Source organism: Pontibacter chinhatensis, assembly GCF_900113285.1.
GTDB lineage: Bacteria > Bacteroidota > Bacteroidia > Cytophagales > Hymenobacteraceae > Pontibacter > Pontibacter chinhatensis.
Genome location: NZ_FOOT01000004.1, coordinates 265,882 through 288,673, shown reverse-complemented (window position 1 = coordinate 288,673; position 22,792 = coordinate 265,882). Strand labels below are relative to the sequence as shown.

At 53.1% G+C, this 22,792-nt stretch carries 22 protein-coding genes; 5 read left to right on the top strand and 17 right to left on the bottom strand.

Going from position 1 to position 22,792, the window contains the following annotated elements:
• The first annotated feature begins 142 nt into the window (after positions 1-142).
• On the top strand, positions 143-1,123 hold the full coding sequence (locus BM040_RS13250) for an NAD(P)H-quinone oxidoreductase (protein ID WP_092102181.1): 981 nt from the start codon (positions 143-145) through the stop codon (positions 1,121-1,123).
• Positions 1,124-1,254: 131 nt separating this feature from the next.
• On the opposite strand, the gene BM040_RS22085 is transcribed toward BM040_RS13250, so the two are convergent.
• From BM040_RS22085 to recA, 6 genes are all read right to left on the bottom strand, one after another.
• Entirely contained in the window at positions 1,255-1,383 is a 129-nt protein-coding gene (locus BM040_RS22085; RefSeq protein ID WP_262502457.1) for a hypothetical protein, read from the bottom strand.
• Between the two features lie 97 nt (positions 1,384-1,480).
• Positions 1,481-2,191: an RluA family pseudouridine synthase gene (locus tag BM040_RS13245; protein WP_092102177.1), complete on the bottom strand. Its 711-nt coding sequence runs from the start codon at positions 2,189-2,191 to the stop codon at positions 1,481-1,483.
• Positions 2,192-2,396: 205 nt separating this feature from the next.
• Entirely contained in the window at positions 2,397-3,425 is a 1,029-nt protein-coding gene (locus tag BM040_RS13240) for a sensor histidine kinase (RefSeq protein WP_092102175.1), read from the bottom strand.
• 3 nt (positions 3,426-3,428) lie between these two features.
• Complete coding sequence (locus tag BM040_RS13235) at positions 3,429-4,118, bottom strand: response regulator transcription factor (RefSeq protein WP_092102172.1); 690 nt, start codon at positions 4,116-4,118, stop codon at positions 3,429-3,431.
• Between the two features lie 262 nt (positions 4,119-4,380).
• The gene (locus tag BM040_RS13230) at positions 4,381-5,193 is read right to left on the bottom strand and encodes a DUF3108 domain-containing protein (RefSeq protein ID WP_245756217.1); all 813 of its coding nucleotides are present in this window, start codon (positions 5,191-5,193) and stop codon (positions 4,381-4,383) included.
• A 169-nt stretch (positions 5,194-5,362) separates the two neighbouring features.
• The gene (gene recA / locus BM040_RS13225; RefSeq protein WP_092102169.1) at positions 5,363-6,418 is read right to left on the bottom strand and encodes a recombinase RecA; all 1,056 of its coding nucleotides are present in this window, start codon (positions 6,416-6,418) and stop codon (positions 5,363-5,365) included.
• Between the two features lie 160 nt (positions 6,419-6,578).
• Here recA and BM040_RS13220 point away from each other — a divergent pair, with 160 nt between their 5' ends.
• A complete protein-coding gene (locus BM040_RS13220; protein ID WP_245756216.1) occupies positions 6,579-7,730 on the top strand; it encodes a hypothetical protein in 1,152 nt (383 codons plus the stop codon).
• Positions 7,731-8,442: 712 nt separating this feature from the next.
• Here the strand turns inward: BM040_RS13220 and BM040_RS13215 are convergent.
• Positions 8,443-9,072, bottom strand: coding sequence for a GNAT family N-acetyltransferase (locus tag BM040_RS13215; protein WP_092102897.1), 630 nt, complete (start codon positions 9,070-9,072; stop codon positions 8,443-8,445).
• Between the two features lie 155 nt (positions 9,073-9,227).
• Between BM040_RS13215 and BM040_RS13210 the strand changes: the two genes are divergently transcribed.
• The gene (locus tag BM040_RS13210) at positions 9,228-10,091 is read left to right on the top strand and encodes an SDR family NAD(P)-dependent oxidoreductase (RefSeq protein ID WP_092102166.1); all 864 of its coding nucleotides are present in this window, start codon (positions 9,228-9,230) and stop codon (positions 10,089-10,091) included.
• A gap of 78 nt (positions 10,092-10,169) precedes the next feature.
• On the opposite strand, the gene BM040_RS13205 is transcribed toward BM040_RS13210, so the two are convergent.
• The 10 genes from BM040_RS13205 to BM040_RS13160 form a co-directional block, all read right to left on the bottom strand.
• A complete protein-coding gene (locus tag BM040_RS13205) occupies positions 10,170-10,598 on the bottom strand; it encodes a hypothetical protein (RefSeq protein ID WP_092102164.1) in 429 nt (142 codons plus the stop codon).
• 84 nt (positions 10,599-10,682) lie between these two features.
• Positions 10,683-11,282 carry a hypothetical protein gene (locus BM040_RS13200; RefSeq protein ID WP_092102161.1) on the bottom strand — a complete coding sequence of 200 codons (600 nt, stop codon included), beginning with the start codon at positions 11,280-11,282 and terminating at the stop codon, positions 10,683-10,685.
• Positions 11,283-11,298: 16 nt separating this feature from the next.
• Positions 11,299-12,264, bottom strand: a complete 966-nt coding sequence (locus tag BM040_RS13195; protein WP_092102158.1) for an AAA family ATPase — start codon at positions 12,262-12,264, stop codon at positions 11,299-11,301.
• A gap of 7 nt (positions 12,265-12,271) precedes the next feature.
• On the bottom strand, positions 12,272-13,636 hold the full coding sequence (locus tag BM040_RS13190) for a peptidylprolyl isomerase (protein ID WP_245756215.1): 1,365 nt from the start codon (positions 13,634-13,636) through the stop codon (positions 12,272-12,274).
• Between the two features lie 103 nt (positions 13,637-13,739).
• On the bottom strand, positions 13,740-16,040 hold the full coding sequence (locus BM040_RS13185; protein ID WP_092102155.1) for a peptidylprolyl isomerase: 2,301 nt from the start codon (positions 16,038-16,040) through the stop codon (positions 13,740-13,742).
• 168 nt (positions 16,041-16,208) lie between these two features.
• Positions 16,209-16,619: an ATP-binding protein gene (locus tag BM040_RS13180; RefSeq protein WP_092102152.1), complete on the bottom strand. Its 411-nt coding sequence runs from the start codon at positions 16,617-16,619 to the stop codon at positions 16,209-16,211.
• Entirely contained in the window at positions 16,612-16,950 is a 339-nt protein-coding gene (locus BM040_RS13175) for an STAS domain-containing protein (protein ID WP_092102149.1), read from the bottom strand. Before BM040_RS13175 ends, BM040_RS13180 begins: the two co-directional genes overlap by 8 nt.
• A 20-nt stretch (positions 16,951-16,970) precedes the next feature.
• On the bottom strand, positions 16,971-19,106 hold the full coding sequence (locus BM040_RS13170; protein ID WP_092102147.1) for a GAF domain-containing SpoIIE family protein phosphatase: 2,136 nt from the start codon (positions 19,104-19,106) through the stop codon (positions 16,971-16,973).
• Positions 19,107-19,341: 235 nt separating this feature from the next.
• A complete protein-coding gene (gene guaB / locus BM040_RS13165; RefSeq protein ID WP_092102144.1) occupies positions 19,342-20,811 on the bottom strand; it encodes an IMP dehydrogenase in 1,470 nt (489 codons plus the stop codon).
• 375 nt (positions 20,812-21,186) lie between these two features.
• Positions 21,187-21,504: a rhodanese-like domain-containing protein gene (locus BM040_RS13160; protein ID WP_092102141.1), complete on the bottom strand. Its 318-nt coding sequence runs from the start codon at positions 21,502-21,504 to the stop codon at positions 21,187-21,189.
• Positions 21,505-21,623: 119 nt separating this feature from the next.
• Between BM040_RS13160 and pnuC the strand changes: the two genes are divergently transcribed.
• Entirely contained in the window at positions 21,624-22,319 is a 696-nt protein-coding gene (gene pnuC / locus BM040_RS13155) for a nicotinamide riboside transporter PnuC (protein WP_092102138.1), read from the top strand.
• 230 nt (positions 22,320-22,549) lie between these two features.
• Positions 22,550-22,726: a hypothetical protein gene (locus tag BM040_RS21780; RefSeq protein WP_170114119.1), complete on the top strand. Its 177-nt coding sequence runs from the start codon at positions 22,550-22,552 to the stop codon at positions 22,724-22,726.
• Positions 22,727-22,792: the final 66 nt, after the last annotated feature.

Genomic DNA, 22,792 nt, shown 5'->3' with positions numbered 1-22,792 from the left:
TATTTATTTGATATGCAATACATCCTGAATAAAATGCTGAAAGCGAGGGTGAAATGGAAACCCGGAAAGCGCCCGCAACTTTAGCGGTAGCTTAGAGTTATTAAGAACGTGACCTATAACCTGACATTAGAATAAGCCATCCATGAAAGCCATACTTGTAAAACAGCCGGGTGGGCCGGAGCAACTCATACTTGGAGAGTACGAGCAGCCGCTGCCCAACCCGCATGAACTGCTGGTAAAAGTGCACGCTACCGCCCTTAACCGCGCCGATACCCTCCAACGGCAGGGCAAGTACCCGCCGCCCAAAGGAGCAAGCCCTATACTTGGCCTGGAGGTAGCCGGCGAGGTGGTGGAGGCAGGCATTAACTGCACCAAGTATAAAAAAGGCGATAAGGTGTTTGGCCTGCTGCCCGGCGGCGGTTACGCCGAGTATGCCGTGATAGATGAGGCCATGGCGATGCCGGTGCCGGATAACTTAAGTATGGAAGAGGCCGCTGCCATACCCGAAGTGTTCCTGACGGCGTGGCAGGCGCTTGTGTGGCTGGGCAAGCTGCAAACCGGGGAGCGCGCCCTGATCCACGCTGGTGCCAGCGGGGTAGGCACGGCAGCCATACAACTGGCGCGGGCGCTTAGGGCCGAGGTGCTGGTAACGGCATCCGAGCAAAAAGTACAGGCCTGCCTTGACCTGGGGGCCCACAAAGCCATTAACTACAAAGAGGTGCCTTTCGAGGATGAAGTGCTGGCCTACACGAACAGCGAGGGAGTGGATGTGATTGTGGACTTTATTGCCGGGCCATACTTCAACCAGAACCTCGACTGCCTGCGCCTGGATGGCCGGCTGGTTATACTTGCCAGCCTGGGTGGCGGTAAGGTAGGAGAGGTGGATCTGCGTAAAATCCTGAGCAAGCGCCTGCAGGTAATCGGCTCCACGCTCCGCACCAGGTCCAAAGATTACCAGATACAACTAACCGAGGACCTGAGCCGCTTTGCGCTGCCGCTGTTTAAGGAGGGAAAACTTAAGCCAGTGATAGACTCTGTATACGATTGGCAGGACGCAGCTGAAGCGCACCGCTACATGGAGCAGAACAAGAACATCGGCAAGATTGTGCTGCGAATGAGCTGAGATTTTTATAAAGGACTCTCGGACAAAGGAAAGTATGACAAAAGACAAAGGACCGGGGAAACTTCATCCTTCCGAAAAGCGGGTTTTATACTTCGGGCAAGCATAGAAGTATAAAGGACAGAAGAAACAGGCTATTCATACTTCTTCCCGCCATTGTTGGTGTTTTCATCAACAGTCTGTACTTCGGCAGGCTTTAAAGTATAGCTAAAGCCTTCGTAGCCTTGCTTTTCCAAAGCAAAGCAGTTGCAAACTGCTGCCATACTTAGCCACAATAAACTTGCGGCAGAAAGTATAAAAGGACAAAAGAAGCAGGCCAGCCATACTTCTATTGTCCTTTGTCAAAAAAATCGTCTAAGTCTAATGCGCGCGCAGCTGCTTTACCAGCACACCGAAGTCCTTCGGGTATGGGGCCTCAATTTTAACTGGCTCTCCGTTGGGTAGCACAAAGCCAATGTTGAACGAGTGCAGCGCAAAACGCTTGATCAGGGGCAACTCCTCTGTGTTCTTTTTCAAGTTAAAACCGCGCTTCAGGCTGCTCAGGTATACCTGCTCGCCTCCGTACAACGAGTCCCCTACAATAGGGGCGTTCAGGAAGGCCAGGTGCACGCGTATCTGGTGCAGGCGGCCAGTCACGGGGAGACATTCTACCAAGGTATGGCGGGCATAATTCTCTAGGGTGTTAAAGTATGTCTCGGCGGGCTTACCCTGTGGCGATAGCTTGGCCACCCCCTTGGCGTTGGATAAAATGGCGCGGCTCACGAGCTCATCCTCAAATTTGTGCGTGCCCCACACCACGGCATGGTATACTTTGTATACTTCCCGCGACTCGAACTGCATGGCCAGGTTGCGGTAGGCCTCCGGGTTCTTGGCCAGCACCAGGCAACCAGAGGTGTCCTTGTCCAGACGGTGGCAGGCTTGCAGGTCCGGGTTATACTGGCGGGCCAGCTTTAACAGGTTGGTCGTGTTAGGCGTGCGGTCTTCCAGCGTGGCCAGAAACGGCGGCTTGTTTACCACTACGTAATCCTCGTTCTCAAATATTATCAGGTCTTCAAAAACCGGGTACTTCATGCGTTTTATACTTTGTTCGGGCGCAGCCACCTATTGCGGCCGTGCATCCTGCAAAGATACGGATAATAGTGGTTGGTTGATTGCCAGCGTTGCCCGTTGTTAGTGGCGCCGCTATACTTCTGGCAAAGTATAACCATGGGTGCTACCAGCAGGGGCAGTAGCTTTCTGCACCAATAACAAATAACTAATAACGAACAACGAAACCCTACTTCGCCTTCAGAAGCTTAAACCGAAGGGTGGTGCCTTTGTCTACCTCGCTTTTTACGGCTATAAACGAGCGGTGCGCCTCAATGATGTGCTTGCAGATGGAAAGGCCAAGGCCGGTGCTGGTGGTGTCGCGGGTGCGGCTTTTGTCGATGCGGTAGAAGCGCTCAAAAATGCGGTTGATATGCTCCTGGGCTATACCCTTTCCGTCGTCTTTTACCGTGATGGTATACTTTTTCTTGCCCTCATCGAACATGACCCAGATGTTACCGCCCCTGCGGCCATACTTGATGGCGTTGTCGATGAGGTTGGTGAACACCTGGCGTATGCGGTTCGGGTCGGCAAAGAGCATGACGGGTTCGGTGGCCTCCACGTGGATGGTAATTTCCTGCTGTACCGCCTTCAGTTCCAGTTGCTCGGCTACATCGCGCGCCAGCTGGGCTACGTCGAAGTTGCGCTTGGCCATCTTCACCACGCCCTTTTCCAGTTGCGAGATGCTGATCAGGTCCTGCACCAGCGCATCGAGGCCGTCCAGGCTGCGGGCTGCCTTCTCCAGAAACTTATCGCGTACATTCGGGTCGTCTACAGCGCCATCCAGCAAGGTATGGATAAAGCCCTGAGCGGCAAAAATAGGTGTTTTCAGCTCATGCGACACGTCGGCCAGAAACTCGCTGCGCATCATCTGCAGGCTCCTCAGCTCATCAATCTCCTGCTGCTTGCGCTCGGCTATCAGGTAAATTTCGTCCTTTATCTTCTTGAGCGGGTCGGCGGCGAAGGTAGAGCGGCTCTCCACTTTCTTAAAATCCTGCCGCTTCAGTTTCTCCAGGCTGGAGTATATGTGCTTTATCTCCCGAAACACCAGCGCCTCGTAGGAGAAGTGCACCAGCACGAAGCAGCAGATAAACACGATTACCAGCGCTATCACAAAGCCCTGTGAGGAGAACGAGCTGGCTAAAGCAAGAAAGGCGGTAAGCACAAGAGCTACCGCCAGTGAGGTTAAGAGAGCAAGCGTACGCGAGTTCAGGTTCATGTATTAGTCGGTGTTAAACTTATAGCCAACACCCTTTATGGTCTTGATGTTTCCTTCGCCCACCTTCTCCCGCACTTTGCGCACATGCACATCCACCGTGCGGGCAATCACATACACGTCGTTGCCCCAGATGTTGCTCAGCAGCTCCTCGCGCGTGAATACCTTGTTGGGAGTGGCGGCCAGGAAAGCCAGCAGCTCAAACTCCTTCTTAGGCAGCGTGATTTTCTCCTCGCCTTTGTAAACGGCAAAGCTGGTGCGGTCAATCTTCAGGTCGCCTGCCTCGATTACCTTGTCCTGCCCCTCCAGCTGCGCCTCGCGGCGGGCAAAGGCTGCCAGGCGGCTAAGCAGGGCACGGGGTTTTATGGGCTTGGTGATAAAGTCATCGGCACCGGCCTCGAAGGCGGCAACTTCCGAGAACTCCTCGGAGCGGGCAGTCAGGAAGATGATGTGCGTCTGGCGGAACTCCTCCTGCTCGCGCAACTGGCGGCAGGCAGTGATGCCATCCATCACCGGCATCATCACGTCCAGCAGAATAATGTCTGGTTTTACCTGTTTGGCCATCTCCACGGCCTTTTTCCCGTTGTCGGCAGTGCTCACCTCGTATCCTTCGCGGGTAAGGTTATACTGCAGCAGTTCCACGATGTCTGAATCGTCGTCTACTACAAGAACTTTGTAATGCGATGCTGTTTGCACGGTATAGAGTCTTTGGTTATATGTGTCTGGCTACACCTGCGCTGGTCAACGCGCTGTGTATCGAGTGGCTGCTGCCGTTCTCTCTACGCAAAGATACCATTCCTTGTAGCAAGAAGGGATGACGTAACAAAAGTATAACCTACCGGTAACATTTCCTTAACCTTGGGCTGGTTCATACTTCTAACGGACCAGCATTCAGCGCCTTACATCTTATACAGTGCGATGGTAAAGTATAAAAGCCAGCGTTGGCTGGCTTTTATACTTATTTACGGGCTAACAAGAGCTCGTTTTTCAGGTTTTTATAATCGTAGAGGTTCACCTTCACCGAGCCTACAAACATCTCTGCCTGTATTAGTACCGGTATCTTGTTTTTATCATCGGACAGGTATACCGTGATGGAGTTCTCGCCTTTAAACATTTTGTTCTCCGGCATGCGCGGCACCAGTTTAATGGCTTTGATGTTGCCCGCCTTGGTGCTCACCACCTCACGGCCTTTAAACTCCACCTCCATGTTAAAGTGCTCCTCATCGAAGAATCCCTGCACGTTTACTTTATCGCCCACGCGCATCTTGTTAAAGTCGAGGGTGCGCAGGTAGTAAAAACCGCTCACGATGTCCTGCACGTTATCGGTTATCTTATAGGTCTGCTTCTCTACCTTCTTCGATTTCTTCTTTTTCTCTACATGCGCCTTGTTGGCGAAATGGTCGAAATGCACCGTCTCGCGCTTGCGGTAGTTGCCTTCCTCAATGTTGCGGAACGAGCGCTGCGGCACAATGGCAGCCGTGTCTATGTAGGATTGCCAGGTATCGCGCACGCGAATAAAGAGATCGAAAGAGCTGTTGGTTCTGCCATAGACCGTGGCCTTGTAACAGGCGCGGTCGTTTACGGTGTGTATTTCCGGTGAAATATCGATAACAGCCTCTGCCGCCGTAATAGGGCCGTAGTGCACCTTATACTTCAATACCTCTCCGGTGCTAAAGCTCTCGTTGGGGTGGGATCGCATACGGTCCTTGGTGGCAAAGCCAAAAAGTACGATCGTAAGTAGAATGAGTGCCGGGAAAAACTTCTTCATCATAAGTGCCTTCCTTTTGGTTCCAGTATCAATACATACCTATAATCAAGTTCTGTACCAATATTTGCCAAGGCTTAAATTATAGAATCTCCTTTAGCTATTCAACTGATTTTAAATAAAAAAGGTGCTACCGGGGTAGCACCTTTTTTTACTTCAGGTTGGGAAATAAAGTTCACTCGGCAGCGGCTGCAGCTGCGGCTGAGTCGTCCAGAGCGGCGGCAACCTTCTCCGGCTCGCCTTTCACGATGGCTCTGATCTTGTTCTCGATCTCTTCCATCAGCTCCGGGTTGTCCTGCAGGATTTGCTTCACGCCGTCGCGGCCCTGGCCCAGCTTGTCGCCGTTATAGGAGAACCACGAACCGGACTTCTGCACGATGCCCAGCTCTACGCCCAGGTCCAGTACCTCGCCTACCTTAGAGATGCCTTCGCCATACATGATGTCGAACTCCACCACTTTGAAAGGAGGGGCTACCTTGTTCTTCACCACCTTCACGCGGGTACGGTTACCGGTAATGTTGTCGGCGCTCTCCTTAATCTGGCCCACACGGCGGATATCCAGACGCACAGAAGCATAGAACTTCAGGGCGTTACCACCTGTAGTCGTCTCTGGGTTACCGAACATCACACCAATCTTCTCGCGCAGCTGGTTGATGAAGATACAGGTACAGCCTGTTTTGTTGATGGTACCGGTCAGCTTACGCAGCGCCTGAGACATCAAGCGCGCCTGCAGACCCATCTTGCTGTCGCCCATGTCGCCTTCCAGTTCGCCTTTCGGCACGAGGGCGGCCACAGAGTCAATTACGATAATATCAATAGCACCAGAGCGGATCAAGTGGTCGGCGATTTCGAGCGCCTGCTCCCCGTTATCTGGCTGAGAAATCAGCAGGTTTTCTGTGTCGATTCCCAGTTTCTGGGCGTATATTCTGTCGAATGCGTGCTCAGCGTCGATAAATGCCGCCAGGCCGCCTTTTTTCTGTGCTTCTGCAATGCAGTGCAAAGTAAGCGTGGTTTTACCAGAAGATTCAGGACCGTAGATCTCTACGACACGGCCGCGTGGCAAACCGCCGATACCCAACGCAATATCCAGGCCCAGTGAACCAGTGGAGATGGCCGGAATGTCCTCAACCTTGTTGTCGCTCAGCTTCATAACGGTGCCTTTGCCGTATGTTTTGTCGAGCTTGTCCATGGTCAGCTGCAGGGCCTTCAGTTTTTCGTTGCTTACGCTCATGTGTGTTTTCTTAATTAGCTTTATATTGAAGGTGAAATTACTAAATCGGCACCAATCTTCAAAATAGTTTGTAAGTAATTTGCTAATTTTTTTAGCTGATTGCTGCCGTCTGATTATAACATAGCTCCACCTGTTTTTGTGCCATACTCACTGCTTTTTTATGCGCTTGCTACAAGTTTTTTTTCTGCTGATTTTGTTGATTGTAAGCCCCCTTGCCAGAGCGCAACTAAACAACCGGGCGCTGATGCAGCAGGTGCAGGTACGGGAGCAGAATGCTAAAAATATTAGGATGCAGGTGCAGGCGCTGGGTTTCCTGAAAAACAACGAGTACTTCAACAAAATCGCCGACGGCTATACGTTGTTCGGCTACCAGCTTAACCCCAAGCTTAGCTACCAACCCACCGAAAACCTGGTGATAGAAGCGGGTGCCTTGCTCTGGAAAGACTTCGGCGCGTCCGGCTACGAGGACATCCTCCCGACCTTTACCATTAAAGTGCAGCGGCAAAACTGGCAGCTGCTCTTCGGCACATTGGAGGGAAACCTGAACCACGGCTACATCGAACCCCTCTATGATTTCGAGCGGCTTATACTTAACCGGCTGGAAAACGGCATTCAGTACAAGCTACAAACCAACCGCTTTCACGTAGATGCCTGGGCCGATTGGGTGAACATGCTCTACCGCGGCGAGGACGACCAGGAGCAGGTAAACGGCGGCGCGGCGTTGGCGATACTTTTGCTGGGGCAGGAGGGACGCGGCAACCTGGCCGACAGTTTATACTTAACGCTGCCCCTGCAGTTTACGGCCCAGCACAAGGGTGGCCAGATAGACGCTTCCGAACTGCCGCTAACCACCGTAGCCAATGCTGCCATAGGCCTGGAGCTGGAGAAGAAGTATAGCCGCCGGGTGTTGCACCGCCTTTATACTAAAAACTATGTGGTGGGCTTTAAGGATTTCTCGAACGAGCTGCAGCTGCCTTACGAGCAGGGCCACGGGTTATACTTCAACATCGGGGCTGACACAAAATACCAGGATGTGATGCTGAGCTACTGGCGCGGCGATGGCTACATCAGTGAGTTGGGCGGCAAGCTGTACCAATCGGCCTCTACTACTTTTAAGCACCCTGATTACCTGGAGGAGGATCGGGAGTTGCTTATCCTTCGGTTGATGAAAGACATTGAGCTGGTGGAAAACCTGAACCTAACGCTGCGCCTGGAGCCTCTCTGGGACTTCAACAACCCGAAACTGGAGTTCTCCAGCGGCTTCTACCTGGCTTTTAATACTGATTTTTTTCTGGCCAAGGCAAAGCGCTAAGTATAAAGTATAGCTGTCTGAAGACATTGATAAGGTAGAAGTAGGTTTATACTTTATACTTGTCTTAATCAGAATTTTCAGGATTTTATACTAGGCTACACTTCCATCCCCGTCGCTGGTGCGGGTTTGCAACCCGTGCCTACTAATGATGTTGGGTTTACAACCCATCTGGCTTGGAAAGCCATACTTACTCTGGCTATACTTTATACTTGCTGCTATAGATTCTTAGCCACCGCTTTCCTCTGCTTGACACAAGCTATCCTTGCTAGCTACAGTTCATCCTCTAGTTCGCACAAACGTCTCGTTTCATCTCTTACTTGGTGCCCTCCCAGGCCGGGAGGCCTCGCCTTCGGGCATCGCGCGGTGTACATTTCTTTTGCTACCCTTCGGTCGCAATGCCCTTAGCGGGCACCAGAAATCTACAAGGCGCTCAACCCAAAGGCTGGGAATAGGTTCGATAGCCACTGCCTTTGCTATGCAACAAGTATAAACTGTCCCCTTGAGGGGACTATAGGGGTGTTAATCGTTAACAGAAATTCCCCTCCTCGGAGGGGCTAGGGGTGGGTTTATACGTTGTAGGGACAGGTCGCGACCTGTCCGCGTAAGGACAGCAACTACGAAACTTATACTTCAGCCATCGTAATCACAGAACTCCCCTCCTTAGACAAGGAGGGGTAGGGGTGGTTGGACCCGGTATAGCAGCCTAAAACACCTATACAACCGCCGTAGAATTTGCTGCCTGCTGTTGCTGCTTGCTCTCAAAATCCTGGCGGGTGAGGCCGTAGTAGGTCAGGTCCAGGAGCTCATCCGAGTCGGCGCCGCGGTGGTCGCAGCGCAACACGCCTTCCTTCATAAATCCGCAGCTCTCGGCCAGAGAGCCGTAGCTCTCGTTGGCAGTTGTGCAACGCAGGTATACTTTATTTAGGCCCAGGGGGCCGAAGGCAAAATGGATCACCTCATCCAGGGCCTCCTGCGCTAGCTGTCGGGTGGCAGGCCAGCCATCAAAGTATAAACCTACCTCGGCTTTGGGTACAGAGCGGTCCAGATTCTTCAGGGCAATATCGCCGATGTAACGATTATCCTGCTTCTGCCATACCCCAAACTCAAACGTGCGGCGGTTGTCCCAGTCGGTGCGCAGTTGCTGCACCTGAGAGCGGGCATCATCCAGAACACGCACCCGCGACAGGCGTCCCGGAAAAGCAGGGCTCAGGTACGCCATACTCTCCTGCAGCAAGCGCATGAAGTCGCGCTCGTCTCCGTCCTGGTAAGGGCGCAGCAGCAGGTTTTTGGTCTCGAGGTGCTCGTCAAAGTCTTCAGGGAGTGCGTTGTAAAGAAAGCTCATCAAAGATAAAGTGTCAGGTTTCTGCTCACTCATACGCTAACTAAGGTAAAACGTGTTGCCATGACGGCAAGTTTAGGCGCATCCAACAGTTGGCGTGCTTCTGCCGTTACAAAGTATGAATTGATTTTGAACCACTTAAAATGACATGAAAGCAAATGGGAAACAGACTTGAAGGAAAAGTAGCCATCGTGACGGGCGGTGGCGCAGGCATCGGTGAGGCCATCTGTAAGAAATTCGCCAGAGAGGGAGCAAGCGTTATAGTGGCCGGTTTTCCGGAGGACCCGGTAGAGGACGTGGCACGGGAAATACAGGAGGAGGGAGGCACCGCCATTCCGTTCACAGCCGATTTATCGTTGCTGGCCAACGCCGAGAGCTGCGTGCAGCTGGCTGTTAGGCAGTATGGTAAACTCGATATCCTGATCAACAACGCAGGCACCTTTCCGGAGGTGAACATGCTCTCCGACTACTCGGAGGAGGCATTTGATTACCTGCTCAAAAACAACATCCGGACGGCCTTTGTGATGAGCAGGGCGGCGCTGCCGGAGCTGCAGAAAACCAAGGGCAATATTGTGTGCGCGGGCTCTGAGTCAGGGGCGCTCGGCATTGCACAGAACGCCCCGTATGGTGGCACTAAAGGATTTATGCATGCCTTTGCCAAGGGACTGGCAGCCGAGCAGGCGCAAAAAGGCGTTCGCTGCAACGTTGTAGCTCCTGGGCCTATTGATACCGGCTGGACGCACAAGGAAACCGGCCCAATGGACAAGCAGATGGAGCAGATGGTAACGCAGGGCACGCTGATGGGCCGCCGGGGCACGCCGGAAGAGGTGGCTAACGTATACCTGTTCCTGGCTTCGGAGGAGGCCTCTTATGTAACAGGTGCCATCTTCCCGGTGGATGGTGGTACGCTCATCGCCAAAGGCCCGGCCGGTGATATGGCCGCAGCAAGTATGAAGGAGCAGCCTGATGGGCAGCTGAAGCTGAAGCACTCCAAGGAAAGCCATACTTCTATCCGCAAGTAAAGTATAGACTACGTAATAGCACGAAGCCACTCCCTATACTTTAGGGAGTGGCTTCGTATTTATACTTCTTTATACTTACTACGCGTTCAGGTACGGGTAGTTGAAGTGCTTTGGGCTATGCAGGTTCTGCTGGATCATCATTACCTCCAGCGTGTGGGCTGTTTCTTTGAAGAACTCCAGGCGGCGGTACAGCATCTCCTTTTGAAGTACGGTGCCGGTGGCCGTTTTCATGTATGCTTTCTTGTCTTCCAGCACGCGTTGCATCACCTCGTCCGCCTGCTGCTGGTGCTGCAGATACCATTGCTGAAAATCAAACAGGCGGGCCAAGCCAGGAGTGCCTGACTGAAAATCCAGCCCGTGCAGGCGCAGCACATCAGCCAGCAGGTCTATCTCCAGCGGAATGGAGACGTTGTAAGGCATGGTGCGAATCTCCAGCTTGCTGTTCAGCGCATTGGCGATGCTATTCAGGTTATCTCTAAAGCGAAGGAATAAAGCAGCCGCTTCCATATTTGTATCGAGTAAATGTAACTATAAGTATGGGCGCAAAATTACACTAATTTGGGTTACATCCAACCTCTGCAGCTCTCTTGGTTACGCCTTACCAGCTTCCGGAATGCTCAAACTATACTCTTTGCTGTACAGGGCAGCAAGTTGCTGATGTTCTTGTGGCGTAATGACATTCCTGTCTCTTAGCCAATTTACCTGCTCTAATTGCTCTTCAAGCGGGATACGCTCATCCATCTTAGCATACTTATACAGCAGGTACTTCTTTGATTGAGCCTGTAGCTCTTGAATAAAAGTATGTACAGTTGCCTTGTCAGGGGATTCCTCAAAGAATTCAACGCGCTTAGTAGAAGCAACTAGAACGAGAGACTTTTTACGTGTGAAATAGACAAGAAACGAGAAGAAGCAGAACAAACACAATACAAACAGTGTTACGCCGTAGTCTTGTTTGTCGCCAAAGATTTGAAAGTACAGTTTGGCGCAGAGCACAACGAACAGTAAGGTTGAAAAGGTAACCAGGTTCCGGTTAAACTCTTCCCTGGGAATTAACTTGTTCCCCGCTATCTCTTCAAAAGGTATTTCAATGGATTCCTTCAGAAAAGGAGCTTCTTGTAAGACTTTGAGCTTACCATCAGAAATTTCAAATTCTTGTCGGAAATAAGGCCTTGTCTGATATAAGGACTGCATAAGCGGACTTGAGCGCCTACAGCAGCTCCCGGATCAGTTGTTCTTCTGAGATTCCCTCGGCCTCGGCTTTAAAGTTGCGCACAATGCGGTGGCGAAGTATAGGCAGCGCCACTTCCTGCACATCCTCAATATCGGGGCTATACTTGCCGTTAAGGATGGCGTTGCACTTGGCCCCCACGATCAGGTGCTGCGAAGCCCTTGGGCCTGCTCCCCACTCCAGAAACTGGTTTGCCTGCTTGGAAGCCATGGGCATGTTCGGGCGGGTCTGGTGCACCAGCTTCACGGCATACTCCACCACATTGTCTGCCACAGGCACGCGGCGCACGAGCTGCTGAAAGGCCAGTATGTCATCGGCGTGCAGAATCCTGTTGAGCTGATGTACGGTAGCCCCGGTGGTGTTCTTCACAATCTGCAGCTCCGACTCGTAGCTAGGGTAGCCCAGCGTGATGTTGAACATGAAGCGGTCGAGCTGGGCCTCAGGCAGGGGATAGGTGCCTTCCTGCTCAATCGGGTTTTGTGTGGCCAGCACGAAGAAAGGTTCTGGAAGGCGGTATCGGTGTCCTGCTACGGTTACAGCGTGCTCCTGCATCGCCTCCAGCAGGGCAGCCTGGGTTTTGGGCGGCGTGCGGTTTATCTCGTCGGCCAAAACAATGTTGGCGAAGATAGGGCCTGTCACGAACCGGAAATTGCGGTCGTTATCCAGCGTTTCGGCACCCACGATGTCGGAGGGCATCAGGTCTGGCGTGAACTGCACCCGGTTAAAGCTCATGTCGAGCGTGGAGGCGATGGTTTGGATGAGGAGCGTTTTAGCCAGCCCCGGCACGCCCACCAACAGGCAGTGCCCCTGACAAAAAACAGCTGTAAGTACTAACCTTACCACTTCGTCCTGACCTACAATCACTTTCGAGATTTCGGAAGTGAGCTCCCGGTAAGAGTAGTGCAGGGCGTCGGCTGCTTCTTTGTCAGAGGTGAACTGCTTCATAGGTTCGTTATTGCGTTAGATGCTCCAACCCGCCGCATTCCTCGTACTGCGGGTCTATTTCGATGTATACCGTGTTAACGTTCTTCTTAAACCAATCGCTTACGGCGCTGCTGCGCTTCTGGGCAAGGGCCGCGTTGGCAATTTTCTGGTAATCGTCCGTCAGGTTAGCCAGGTGCGGCGGCGTTTTAGACTTCAGGTAAAGTATGCGGGCCGCGTCTTTGCCGTCTGGTGTGGTAAAGGACACCGGCTTAGATATTTCGCCCACCTCCAGCGTATCAATCACAAAGAAGATAGCCGGGTCCACCTGGTCCATCGGGATGTAGGTGGTGCCGGTGGCGCGGCTCGTAAGCATGCCGCCGTTATCCTTGGTGTTGGTGTCATCGGAGTACTCCTTGGCTGCCTGTGCAAACGTAAGGCTATCGCTTACTATAAGCGAACGAACGCTGTCCAGCTCGGTTACCGCTGCGTTAATGTCCACAGTGGCGGTGGCCGGTTTTATCAGGATGTGGCGGGTGTTAAACTCCTGCCCGCGGCGCTCGATCAGCTGAATCAGGTGAAAACCGAACTGCGACTCGATAACGTTGGAGATGCCTCCCGGCTCCAGGCGAAGGGCGGCTGCCTCATACTCCGGCACCAGCTCCTTCTTCTTGAAGAAGCCCAGCTCGCCACCGTCCTGCGCAGAACCCGGGTCCTGAGAATACTGCTTGGCCAGTGTGGCAAAATCTTCACCGGCAAGTATACGCTTGCGAAGTTCTTCCAGTTGCTGGCGCGCCGCCTGTTTCTGCTCACGGCCAATTTCGGCGTGGATCACAATCTGGCCAATCTCCACCTCTGTAGAAAAGTAAGGGAGGCTGTCTTTCGGGATGTTGTTGAAATACCTTTTAATCTCCTTGGGCGTAACCGATACTTTGCTGGTGATCTCGCGCTGCATACGCTCCATTACCATTTGCTCGCGAACCGTTTTGCGGAGTTCGTCTTTGAGCTGGCGCAGGCTTTTGTTGTAGTACTGCTCCAGGCGCTCGGTGCCGCCCACCTGGCTGGCCAGGTAGTTGATACGCTCGTCCAACTCACCCGTCACCATCACTTCCTCCACCGTTATCGAGTCAATCTCGGCGCGGGCCAGCAGGAGTTTGTCCTGCAGCAGGGAAGTAAAGATCTGGCACTTCAGATCTTCGCTGGGCTGTTGTTTCGACTGGGCCAGGTACTGCAGGTAGCCGAATTCCAGGTCGGAGCGAAGTATGACGTGGTTGTCTACCTTCGCGATGATGCCATCCACCTGCACCTGTTGCACAGGAGCCTGGGCATGGGCAGAAGATACGATGAGGCAAAGTGCCGCAAAGGCCAACAGGGCAAACTGATGTATCTTTTTCAAGGGATCTATTTTAATTTATACTTATGCTGGGAAATAACGCACAAGTTACTTCTTTATTCTGAAATACACGAAAAGCAGGGCAAATTAGCCGTAGGGCCAGGGCCTACTTCCGCACCAGCTTTTCTACCTCTTCTGCTTTAATATTTACCGGATACTTGCTGCGCAGCTCCTGCACCCACTGCTCCTCCAGGTAGTTCTGGTAATCGGAGATAACCGGGCCACGCACCTCGCTCAGCTCCTTGTGGGCAGGCGCCAGCACGTCTTTGATGAGAATGAAGTACTCGCGGCCGTTCTGCTGCAAGGTATAGCTGCCTTCCTTCCACTCCACGGCGTCCAGCGCCTTGTTGTCGCCTCGCTGGAACTTCTTCTCCGTGATCTGCACGGCCAGCGGGTTGTCCTTGTTCAGGCTCTCGGCCAGGGCAGCCAGCTCCGAAGTATAAAGGGCAAAGGAAGTGCGGCGGTTGCGGCGGCGGCCGGTCTCGGTGTTGTCGGGTCCGGCCTGCTTGCTCTTGCCCAGGCTTTTGCTGGTTATCTGTGCGGCCGGTACTCCCTGCTGCTGCAGGTAGGCTTTGGCAGCGTTGGCGCGCGCCTCCGCTATACTGGCGTTTTCGCGGGCATCGGTGTGGCCGTTAATTTCCAGCGTCAGGCTTTGGTTCTGCTCCAGCAGGTTTGCCAGTTTGTCCAGCTCGGCTTTGCCCTCTGCCGTAAGCTCTGCCTTGTTCTGGGCAAACAGCACATCGCTCAGCCTGGCAAAGGAAACGGGGTAGCGACCTGCATTCAGTTGCTGTTGTGCCTGCTGCAGCAACTCCTTGTTGGCTGCACTGATAACCACGGCATCAGCGCGCTCGCCCCACTTATACTTTTCACGGTTCTGGTTAAAGAAGGTGCGCAGCCCGGCAGTGTCCTCAATGGCCTTGCTCCATACTTTCTCGTCCATCAGCTGGAACAGCAGAATGCCATCGTGGTACTCCTGCACCAGCATGCGGTAGTCGGTATACTTGTTTTCGAGGTTGTTGCGCTCATACTCCAGCAGGGACTCCTCTGCAAAGTTATCGTAGAGCAGGTTCATGGTGTGGGCGGCAGTGCCGCTGGTGCGCGGGCGCTGCTCGGCTTTTACATAAGTATAAAAATCAGCCACAGTGTAGTTTTTCCCCTGGATAGAGAAAAGCGTTTGCTTCAGCGCCTTGTCATTCTCGTCATAGGTCCAGGTGCCCTGCAGCAATTCGTCAGAAGCCTTAGCCAGCGCCGCAGTCTTTACCTCTGCGTTCTCGGTAAAGCTGTTCTCCTGGCGGATACGCTTCAGGAAGGCGCTCTTGTTAAGCTCGGAGCGGGAGTCTTTGGCTATCTTGTTGCGCAGGTGCTGTTCCATATCCTCAAAGGCCGGCAGGCTACGCTTTTCGATCAGCTTGATAATGTGCCAGCCGTAAGGCGTGTAAACCGGCTTGGAGATGTCGCCCGGCTTCTGCAGGCCAAAGGCAGCCTCCTCAAAGGCAGGGATCATGCGGCCGGTGCCAAACCACGGCAGCTCGCCGCCGTTGCGGGCAGTGCTGGCATCCTCCGAGAACTCAGTAACCAGTTTCTCCCACTGCTCCCCGCGCTGCAGGCGGCGGTGGATAGCGTCGGTGCGCTGCTTGGCCGCCAGCGAGTCGGCGGCAGGGGCGTTTGGCGTGGAGCGCACCATGATGTGGGCTACCTTGGCCTCGCCGCGGGCAGTACGCTTGTCGTTTACTTTAATCAGGTGGTAGCCAAAGCGCGTGCGAACGGGCTTGGAGATATCGCCAACGGCGGTTTTGTAGGCCGCGTCCTCGAACGGGTACACCATCTGCAGGGCTGTAAAATAGCCTAGCTCGCCATTGTTCTCAGCAGCTGATGGATCCTGGGAATTTTCCCGTGCCAGCTTTCCGAAATCTTCGCCTTTGAGGGCGCGCTGCCGCAGCTCCACCACGCGGTTGTAGGCGGCCAGCGTATCTTCAGGGGCGGCGTCCGGGGCCAGGGAGATAAGGATATGCGAGGCGTTCACCTCCTGCTTCATGCGCTCATAGGCATCCTTCACCAGCTGGTTAGTTACGCTCTTCTCTGTCAGGAAAGGTTGCGCCAGCTGCTCCTTGTAGCCCTCCAGTTCCCGCCTGAAGGCCATGGTCGTGTCCAGGCCGCGGTTCTCGGCTTCGATTACCTTCAGCTTGAAATTGGTGTAGAGGCTCAGGTAGTCTGTTACGCTTTCGCGGGTATAGGCATCGTCGTTACCGCCGTTGTTCTTCTCATACACATAGCGGAACTCGGAAGTGGAGATAGGCTGGTTGCCAAGCGTAGCGATTGCGGGTTCTTTACTGTCGTTCTTCTTAGTGGCGGTACAGCCGGCAATGGCCAGGGCGGCTGCCGCTACCAGTAGGTGGTTGCTGCGCATAGGTTGATGTAAAATCAGTAGTATCTTTCTCGCCGGCCCGGGGGACCAGGAATTGCAATTTTAGGTAAAATTTCTGACAGATAAATCAAAAACTGTATCCTTAATATAATTGCAGGAGTATTTGTTCCCCGATAACGGAAGAAGGGCAGTTAAAGTATGTAACTGACTTTATCTGATTTTCTTATAAAGCAGGCAGGTGTTTTGGGTGCCGTCCGTCACAAACTCCACCTTGTCCATGATGCGGTTGACCAGGGCAATGCCCACGCCGCCCTTTTTGCCCATCCGGATGTGCTCCTGGATGTTGGGCTCCCGGTAGTTGCTTTGCTCAAAGGCGCGGCCCTGGTCGGAAATCTCAAACTTCACCTGGTCTTTCACGGTTTGTACCTTCAGGGTCAGGTATTTGCTCGGGTCCTCGTGGTTGGCGTGTATAATCAGGTTAGCGCATATCTCATCCACTGCCAATACGATTTGGTTCATGAGGATATCTGAGAGCGCAAGTGTGCGCAGATACTCCGTCACGAAGTCCCGTATCAGCTTCAGGTTTTTTTTAGTACAATTTACCCGAATGGAGTTACTCATTGGCAATGCTTCTTGCTTCCTCGTAATCGGACACGATGGTCATGAGCAGGTCAAGGCCAAGTATCTCGAACACGTTACGCACCTTATCCTGCATGTTGTAGAAGATTAGCCGGATCTGGGCATCTTCGAAACGCTGCAAGTGGGAGATGAACACCCCAAGGCCCGCTGATGAAATATAGTTCAGGTTCTGGCAATTAACCAAAACCATAGTGTATTTCATAATTTCCGGGTCAGATAACTCTTCGTCCAATATTACGGAGGAACTTGCGTCCAATTCACCGTCCAGGGTAAGGATTACGGTGTTGTCTCTGATTTCTTGTGTAATTTTCATCGGCATACTTTACGGGTTAGTCATATGTTTTGTTGGGTGGGCCTGAACTTTATGACGAGCAGTGTTTGGTCGTCATAAACGTTGTCGGGTCCGGTAAAGTCGTTCACATCGTTGATGATGGCATACTTAATGTCGTCGGCCTCCAGGTGGTAGGTCTGCTTGAGCATGTACAGCAGCCTGTCCTCGCCATACTCTTCATTCTGCAAATTGCGTGCCTCCACAATGCCGTCGGTGTATATTACCATCACGTCACCGGGGTTGTAGTCGTAGTACATCTCGCGGATGTGCCCGGCATAGGCTTTGTCGTCGCGCAGGATGCCCAGCCCCAGACCGTCCGTCTTGAAATAGAACACGTCATCCATCATCGAGTTATAGTATAACGTATGGCAGTGGCCCGCGCGTGCGAACATAAAGCCCTTCATACGGTAATCTATGATATATAGCGAAGAAGTAATGAAAGAGGTTCGCTCCAGGCAGCGGCTCAGGGCGCTGTTGGCCTGCTTCATGAACTCGCTCGGAGCCATGTCCTGCTGCATCAGCCCATGAAAAATGCCCTTCATCTGCGCCATATGGAAAGCGGCCGAGATACCCTTTCCTGATACGTCGCCGATGATGATGGCGATGCGTGATTCGCTCAGCTGCAGGAAATCGTAGAAGTCGCCTCCTACCTCTTTGGCGGCCACCGAGTGCGTGCTTATCTCAAACCAGCTATCGGTGGGGAATGTTTTGGGGTTCAGACTCTCCTGCACCTGCGTGGCAATCTTCAGCTCCTCCTTGTAGCGCTCGTTCTGCAGCGACTCGCTAATCAGGCGCAGGTTCTCGATGGTGAGGGTGGTCTGGCTGGTAAAGGTGCGAAGCACGTTCACGGTTTCGTGGTCAAACCCGCCCTCCACGTCCTTTAACAAGTATAGCACCCCCGAAAGGTGCTTGGTGGATTTTATCGGAAGTATGGCCATGGATTTCCAGGGCAGGCCTAAGCCCCGGAAGCCTGGGTTGCGGCCCAAGTTGTTGTTGATGTAATCCATGTTGTGGATGTTGTAGGCCTGCAGCAGGTGGCGTATACTTTTTACCTGCGCCTCGGTGATGTTGAGCAGGTGCGTCACCTGCGGATCGCTGTTGCGGATTACCTCGAACCAGGCGGCGCTGGCATCCGAGGCCTTGATGGTGCTGTCCACTAGCATGTCGTATACCTGCGCCTCGCTCTGCCCCTGCTGGATGGAAAGGCTCAGGCGCTGGAAGTTGAGCAAATCCTCGCTCTTCTGCTCGAACACGCTGGAGGTGGGCAGGCTGAACAACGACACCAGGAAGGCCGCCAATGTATAAAGCCCCACAAACAGCATGGCCAGCAGCAGGAATCCCACGTCGGTATAATCCACCGTGAGCTGCTCGTTATCGGCCATGTTGTAGAAGAAGCGGATGAAGATGTAGCAGCTCAGCAGGATGGCACCCAGCAGCACCAGCGATCGGCTCTTGTTGCTGAAGGTAAGGTAGGCCACCCACTTGAGGTTGGTGCACAGAAAGAGGATGTAGAAGCCCATCAGCGCCAGCAGCGGCAGGAAAACGTAGCTGGTATACTTGAAGTTGAACAGGGTGAGGAGCAGGATGCCGCCCAGCAGCAGCTCAAACCAATCCCAGGCTATCTGCAGAAACTTGTTTTTGTGGTGCAGCAGCAGCTGCCGCCAGATGTAAAAGGCCTTGGCTAGGAAGAGCACCAGCAAGCCAAAGTTAATCTGATACACCACGTGCAGCAGCAAGGTATACTGCTCATCGATGTAGTTGATGTAAACCCGGTACACCAGGTAGAGCGCCACGCTCAGGTAAGCCGCCACCCCCGCCTTGGAGAAGAGGTTCCAGAGGTAGCCGATAAAGTCTACGCCCTTGAGCATCTCGGTGTGCAGCCGTTGAAACAGGAACACCGACACGATGAAGATAACAATCAGGAGGTTGCTGATGAACGGATACGCAAAACCGGGCGCGTTGCTCCCTGCCTGTTTGCTTTCGGCAGTGAGCAGCACATACACCAGTAGTAAGAGCCAGCTTACTACCGTGGTGGTTGCCAGTAAGGTTTTTGCGTTGTTCTTATACAGCATAAAACGGGTATCCGTCTTTTGATTAGCCACAGCAGAATAGGAAGTTTCCCGGCCTGCTTTTAACATGAAAGGTAGTTAAAAAAACGACATCTTGGCTAAGGATGTCCTGCCCTGTGGGGCAAAACAACTTGCATAACGTAATTCAGGAAGCGCAGGTTTGCCTTTGCCCCTGTATCGAACGTAAAATATAGCATTTTGTTTATGTTTGTAAAAAAGTATAGCAGCCGGCGCACAGGCACCGGCTGCTATACTTTTTACTGGATGTTGCCACACAAAAGTATGGCACCACACTCTTTATACGTTAGCGGCTGTAGTTAGGAGCCTCGCGCATGATCTGCACATCGTGCGGATGGCTTTCGCGCAGGCCGGCGCCGGTTATCTTCACCATTTTGGCTTTCTGCAGATCCTCGATGCGTGGCGTGCCACAGTAGCCCATACCGGCCCTGATGCCGCCCACCAGCTGGTAAATCACTTCGCTCACCAGGCCTTTGTAAGCCACGCGGCCCACAATGCCTTCCGGCACCAGCTTCTTGGAGTCTTTCTCGTCGCCCTGGAAGTAGCGGTCCTTGGAGCCTTCCTCCATCGCTTCTACAGAGCCCATGCCACGGTAGGTTTTATACTTGCGTCCTTCGTAGATGATCATCTCGCCCGGGGCCTCTTCCGTGCCAGCCAGCAGCGAGCCAATCATGGCCGTGCTTGCACCGCCCGCCAGCGCCTTCACAATATCACCGGAGAACTTGATGCCACCGTCGGCAATAACTGGAACACCAGTGCCCTCCAGGCCTCTCACTGCCTCCATTACGGCAGAGAGCTGCGGCACACCGATACCGGCAATAACGCGGGTCGTACAAATACTTCCTGGGCCAACGCCAACCTTCACCGCGTCGGCACCAGCATCGGCCAGCGCTCTGGCGCCCTCGGCAGTGGCCACGTTGCCCGCAATCAGGTCTACGTTCGGGAATTCGGTTTTAATGCGCTTTACTGCCTCCAGCACCCCCTTAGAGTGGCCGTGGGCGGTATCCACGCTGATTACGTCTACGCCAGCGTCTACCAGTGCCTTCACGCGGTCCAGTACATCCGGGGTTACCCCAACGGCGGCACCTACACGCAGGCGGCCATACTCGTCTTTGCAGGCAAAGGGACGGTCTTTCTTCTTCAGGATGTCTTTGTAAGTGATAAGGCCGGCCAGTTTTCCGTGCTCGTCTACCACCGGCAGCTTCTCGATCTTGAACTCCTGCAGGATATCCTCGGCCTTGGCCAGATCGGTGCCTTTCTGGGCTGTGATCAGGTTCTCACTCGTCATCACATCCGAAACAGGCAGGGTAAGGTCTTTCTGGAAACGCAGGTCGCGGTTGGTGATGATGCCGGTCAGCTGGCCTTCGTCGTTCACGATCGGAATACCGCCAATCTTGTTCTCGGTCATGATCTGCACGGCGTCGCCCAGCGTGGCCTTCTCATTCAGAGTGATTGGGTCCATGATCATGCCGCTCTCCGAACGCTTTACCTTGCGCACCTGCTCGGCCTGCTTTCTGATGGACATGTTTTTATGAATGATGCCGATGCCGCCTTCCTGTGCCATCGCAATCGCCAAATCGGCCTCGGTTACCGTGTCCATGGCAGCCGACAGAAGCGGAATGTTGATGCGGATGTTGCGGGTTAACTGGGTGGAAGTATCGGTCTGGTGGGGAAGTACCTCGGAGTAGGCCGGTAGAAGAAGCACATCGTCGTAGGTCAGCGCCTCAAATAAAATCTTAGACTGATCGGAGATCATGGCAAATAAAGTTAGGGGTTCTTATTTGCCGCGTAAAGTTACAGAATCCTAAGCAGATATTTACGCAAGTGCAGTAGATATTTTTTATATCCGCTTGTCTATAAAAGTATAGCGATAATTGGAAATTAAAGTGTTAGCCTTGGTCGCGGGTGCTATCCAGGCTAGTTGAAAGCCTGGTTTTCCTTTGCTTTTATACTGGCGGTACCTCGTCGGCATAAATGCGCGGGCACCCCAAAGTATGCCTGAGGCTTTTCGTCTTCAGGCGAAGCAGCAAGTATAGAAAAGTCAAAACGGGCAATTTATACTTGCAGACATTGCCGGCACATGCATGGCAAGTATGAAGTATGGGCCGGAAGTATAAACCAAAGCATAACCCTAATAAGTAGCCATGTCCGGGTCTACCTGGGTGGCCCAGGCGTGGATGCCGCCCTTCAGGTTGAGCAGGTTGTCGTAGCCGAGGCGTTGGGAAAGGTAGTTGATGGCCTGGGCGCTGCGGAAACCGTGGTGACAGATAACCACAACGGGTATGTCACGGCGTATGCGTCCGGCCTGCTTGGACAGCTCGGCCATCGGTATCAACTCGCCACCCAGGTTGCATATCTCAAACTCCTCCGGCTCGCGCACATCCACCAGCTGTATCTTGCTGTTGTGGGCCAGGCGGTCCCTCAGTTCCTTTGCCGTAATCTCATCCATGTAAGTATAGGTATAGCAGGTATAGTTTTAGCGGCACAAACCGCGGCAGGTTGCGCGCATGTCCAAAATTAAAGAAGCTTTTGCTTACAAGTGCACCTTTGTACATGTAAATTGCGGCAATGGAAATCTGGCAAAGTATAAATTCGCTTCTGCTGGCGGCCGCAGGCGGCAGTGCGCACGAGTTGTGGGCACAGTTTGTGGCAGGCATGCAGCAAACCTCGCTGCTGGAGTATGTGGCCGTGGTGGCTGGGGTGGTCAGTGTGTGGTACTCCCGCAAGGAAGACATTTTGGTATACCCCATTGGGCTCATCAGCACGGTCATTTACGTGTACCTTAGTTTTAAGTACCACCTCATCGGGGAGGCGAGCGTGAACGTTTACTACAGCATCCTGAGCGTGTATGGCTGGGTGCTGTGGGCCAGAAAAAACAAGCAGCACGAGCATGTGCTGCACATCACGTTCTCCGACAGGCGGCAGTGGGGACAGCAACTGCTGTTCTTCGGCGTGCTGTACGTCATCATTTATACTTGCCTGCACTACCTAAAAGGAGCCTTCTATGAGGGCGTGATTCCGTGGGCTGATGGCTTTGCCAGCGCTACCGCCTACACGGGCATGTGGTTGATGGCCCGCAAAAAAGTGGAGAGCTGGTACTGGTGGATTGCCACGAACATTGCCTCCATCCCCTTGTACTTCGTAAAGGGCCTGGTGTTCTCTTCGGTGTTTTACTTTGTACTTCTGGTGATGGCCTTTGCCGGTCTGGTAGAGTGGAAGCGGAGGGCCAGGCTGCAGCAGGAGCCCGTGTCGGAGCCGGCCTGAAGCTAAAGAACCGCGCCGCGGAACCCGCTCTGGCATGGTGTGTGCACTGGCTATTTGTAACTGTAACAGGAGGCGAACATAGCAGTGGCAGCAGGTGGTTTATATAGTTATACTTTATCCTTTAACAGTGTAATTACCTGTTTGTGATTAAAGCGTACAAGTACATATCCAACCTTTGCTGCGACCCCCTGTGCGGGCGTAGTCTGTGAAACCACTAACGCGGCAGCACCATGAAACAACGTAAACTGGAATTACCCGAGGAACTTAAGTTTAAGAACCGGATGAAGTGGGGGTATGAGTCTCCGGATGAGCGCCCCAAATATGTTTTTCTGCGACAATACGGAGATGCTAAACCAAAAGTAGTGGAGGTGTACAACTTCTACGACTATAGCTTCTCAGAGAACTAGACAACTGAACATCTACTGTTTAACAAAAGGGTGCGGCTCTAACAGCCACACCCTTTCGTTTTGGTA

What these genes read in the sequence shown, in the direction of transcription:
- BM040_RS13250 (WP_092102181.1), top strand. Translation starts at nt 143, where the DNA reads ATGAAAGCCATACTTGTAAAACAGCCGGGTGGGCCGGAGCAACTCATA.
- BM040_RS22085 (WP_262502457.1), bottom strand. Translation starts at nt 1,383, where the DNA reads ATGGCAGCAGTTTGCAACTGCTTTGCTTTGGAAAAGCAAGGCTACGAA.
- BM040_RS13245 (WP_092102177.1), bottom strand. Translation starts at nt 2,191, where the DNA reads ATGAAGTACCCGGTTTTTGAAGACCTGATAATATTTGAGAACGAGGAT.
- BM040_RS13240 (WP_092102175.1), bottom strand. Translation starts at nt 3,425, where the DNA reads ATGAACCTGAACTCGCGTACGCTTGCTCTCTTAACCTCACTGGCGGTA.
- BM040_RS13230 (WP_245756217.1), bottom strand. Translation starts at nt 5,193, where the DNA reads ATGATGAAGAAGTTTTTCCCGGCACTCATTCTACTTACGATCGTACTT.
- recA (WP_092102169.1), bottom strand. Translation starts at nt 6,418, where the DNA reads ATGAGCGTAAGCAACGAAAAACTGAAGGCCCTGCAGCTGACCATGGAC.
- BM040_RS13220 (WP_245756216.1), top strand. Translation starts at nt 6,579, where the DNA reads ATGCGCTTGCTACAAGTTTTTTTTCTGCTGATTTTGTTGATTGTAAGC.
- BM040_RS13215 (WP_092102897.1), bottom strand. Translation starts at nt 9,072, where the DNA reads ATGAGCTTTCTTTACAACGCACTCCCTGAAGACTTTGACGAGCACCTC.
- BM040_RS13210 (WP_092102166.1), top strand. Translation starts at nt 9,228, where the DNA reads ATGGGAAACAGACTTGAAGGAAAAGTAGCCATCGTGACGGGCGGTGGC.
- BM040_RS13205 (WP_092102164.1), bottom strand. Translation starts at nt 10,598, where the DNA reads ATGGAAGCGGCTGCTTTATTCCTTCGCTTTAGAGATAACCTGAATAGC.
- BM040_RS13200 (WP_092102161.1), bottom strand. Translation starts at nt 11,282, where the DNA reads ATGCAGTCCTTATATCAGACAAGGCCTTATTTCCGACAAGAATTTGAA.
- BM040_RS13195 (WP_092102158.1), bottom strand. Translation starts at nt 12,264, where the DNA reads ATGAAGCAGTTCACCTCTGACAAAGAAGCAGCCGACGCCCTGCACTAC.
- BM040_RS13185 (WP_092102155.1), bottom strand. Translation starts at nt 16,040, where the DNA reads ATGCGCAGCAACCACCTACTGGTAGCGGCAGCCGCCCTGGCCATTGCC.
- BM040_RS13180 (WP_092102152.1), bottom strand. Translation starts at nt 16,619, where the DNA reads ATGAGTAACTCCATTCGGGTAAATTGTACTAAAAAAAACCTGAAGCTG.
- BM040_RS13175 (WP_092102149.1), bottom strand. Translation starts at nt 16,950, where the DNA reads ATGAAAATTACACAAGAAATCAGAGACAACACCGTAATCCTTACCCTG.
- BM040_RS13170 (WP_092102147.1), bottom strand. Translation starts at nt 19,106, where the DNA reads ATGTTAAAAGCAGGCCGGGAAACTTCCTATTCTGCTGTGGCTAATCAA.
- guaB (WP_092102144.1), bottom strand. Translation starts at nt 20,811, where the DNA reads ATGATCTCCGATCAGTCTAAGATTTTATTTGAGGCGCTGACCTACGAC.
- BM040_RS13160 (WP_092102141.1), bottom strand. Translation starts at nt 21,504, where the DNA reads ATGGATGAGATTACGGCAAAGGAACTGAGGGACCGCCTGGCCCACAAC.
- pnuC (WP_092102138.1), top strand. Translation starts at nt 21,624, where the DNA reads ATGGAAATCTGGCAAAGTATAAATTCGCTTCTGCTGGCGGCCGCAGGC.
- BM040_RS21780 (WP_170114119.1), top strand. Translation starts at nt 22,550, where the DNA reads ATGAAACAACGTAAACTGGAATTACCCGAGGAACTTAAGTTTAAGAAC.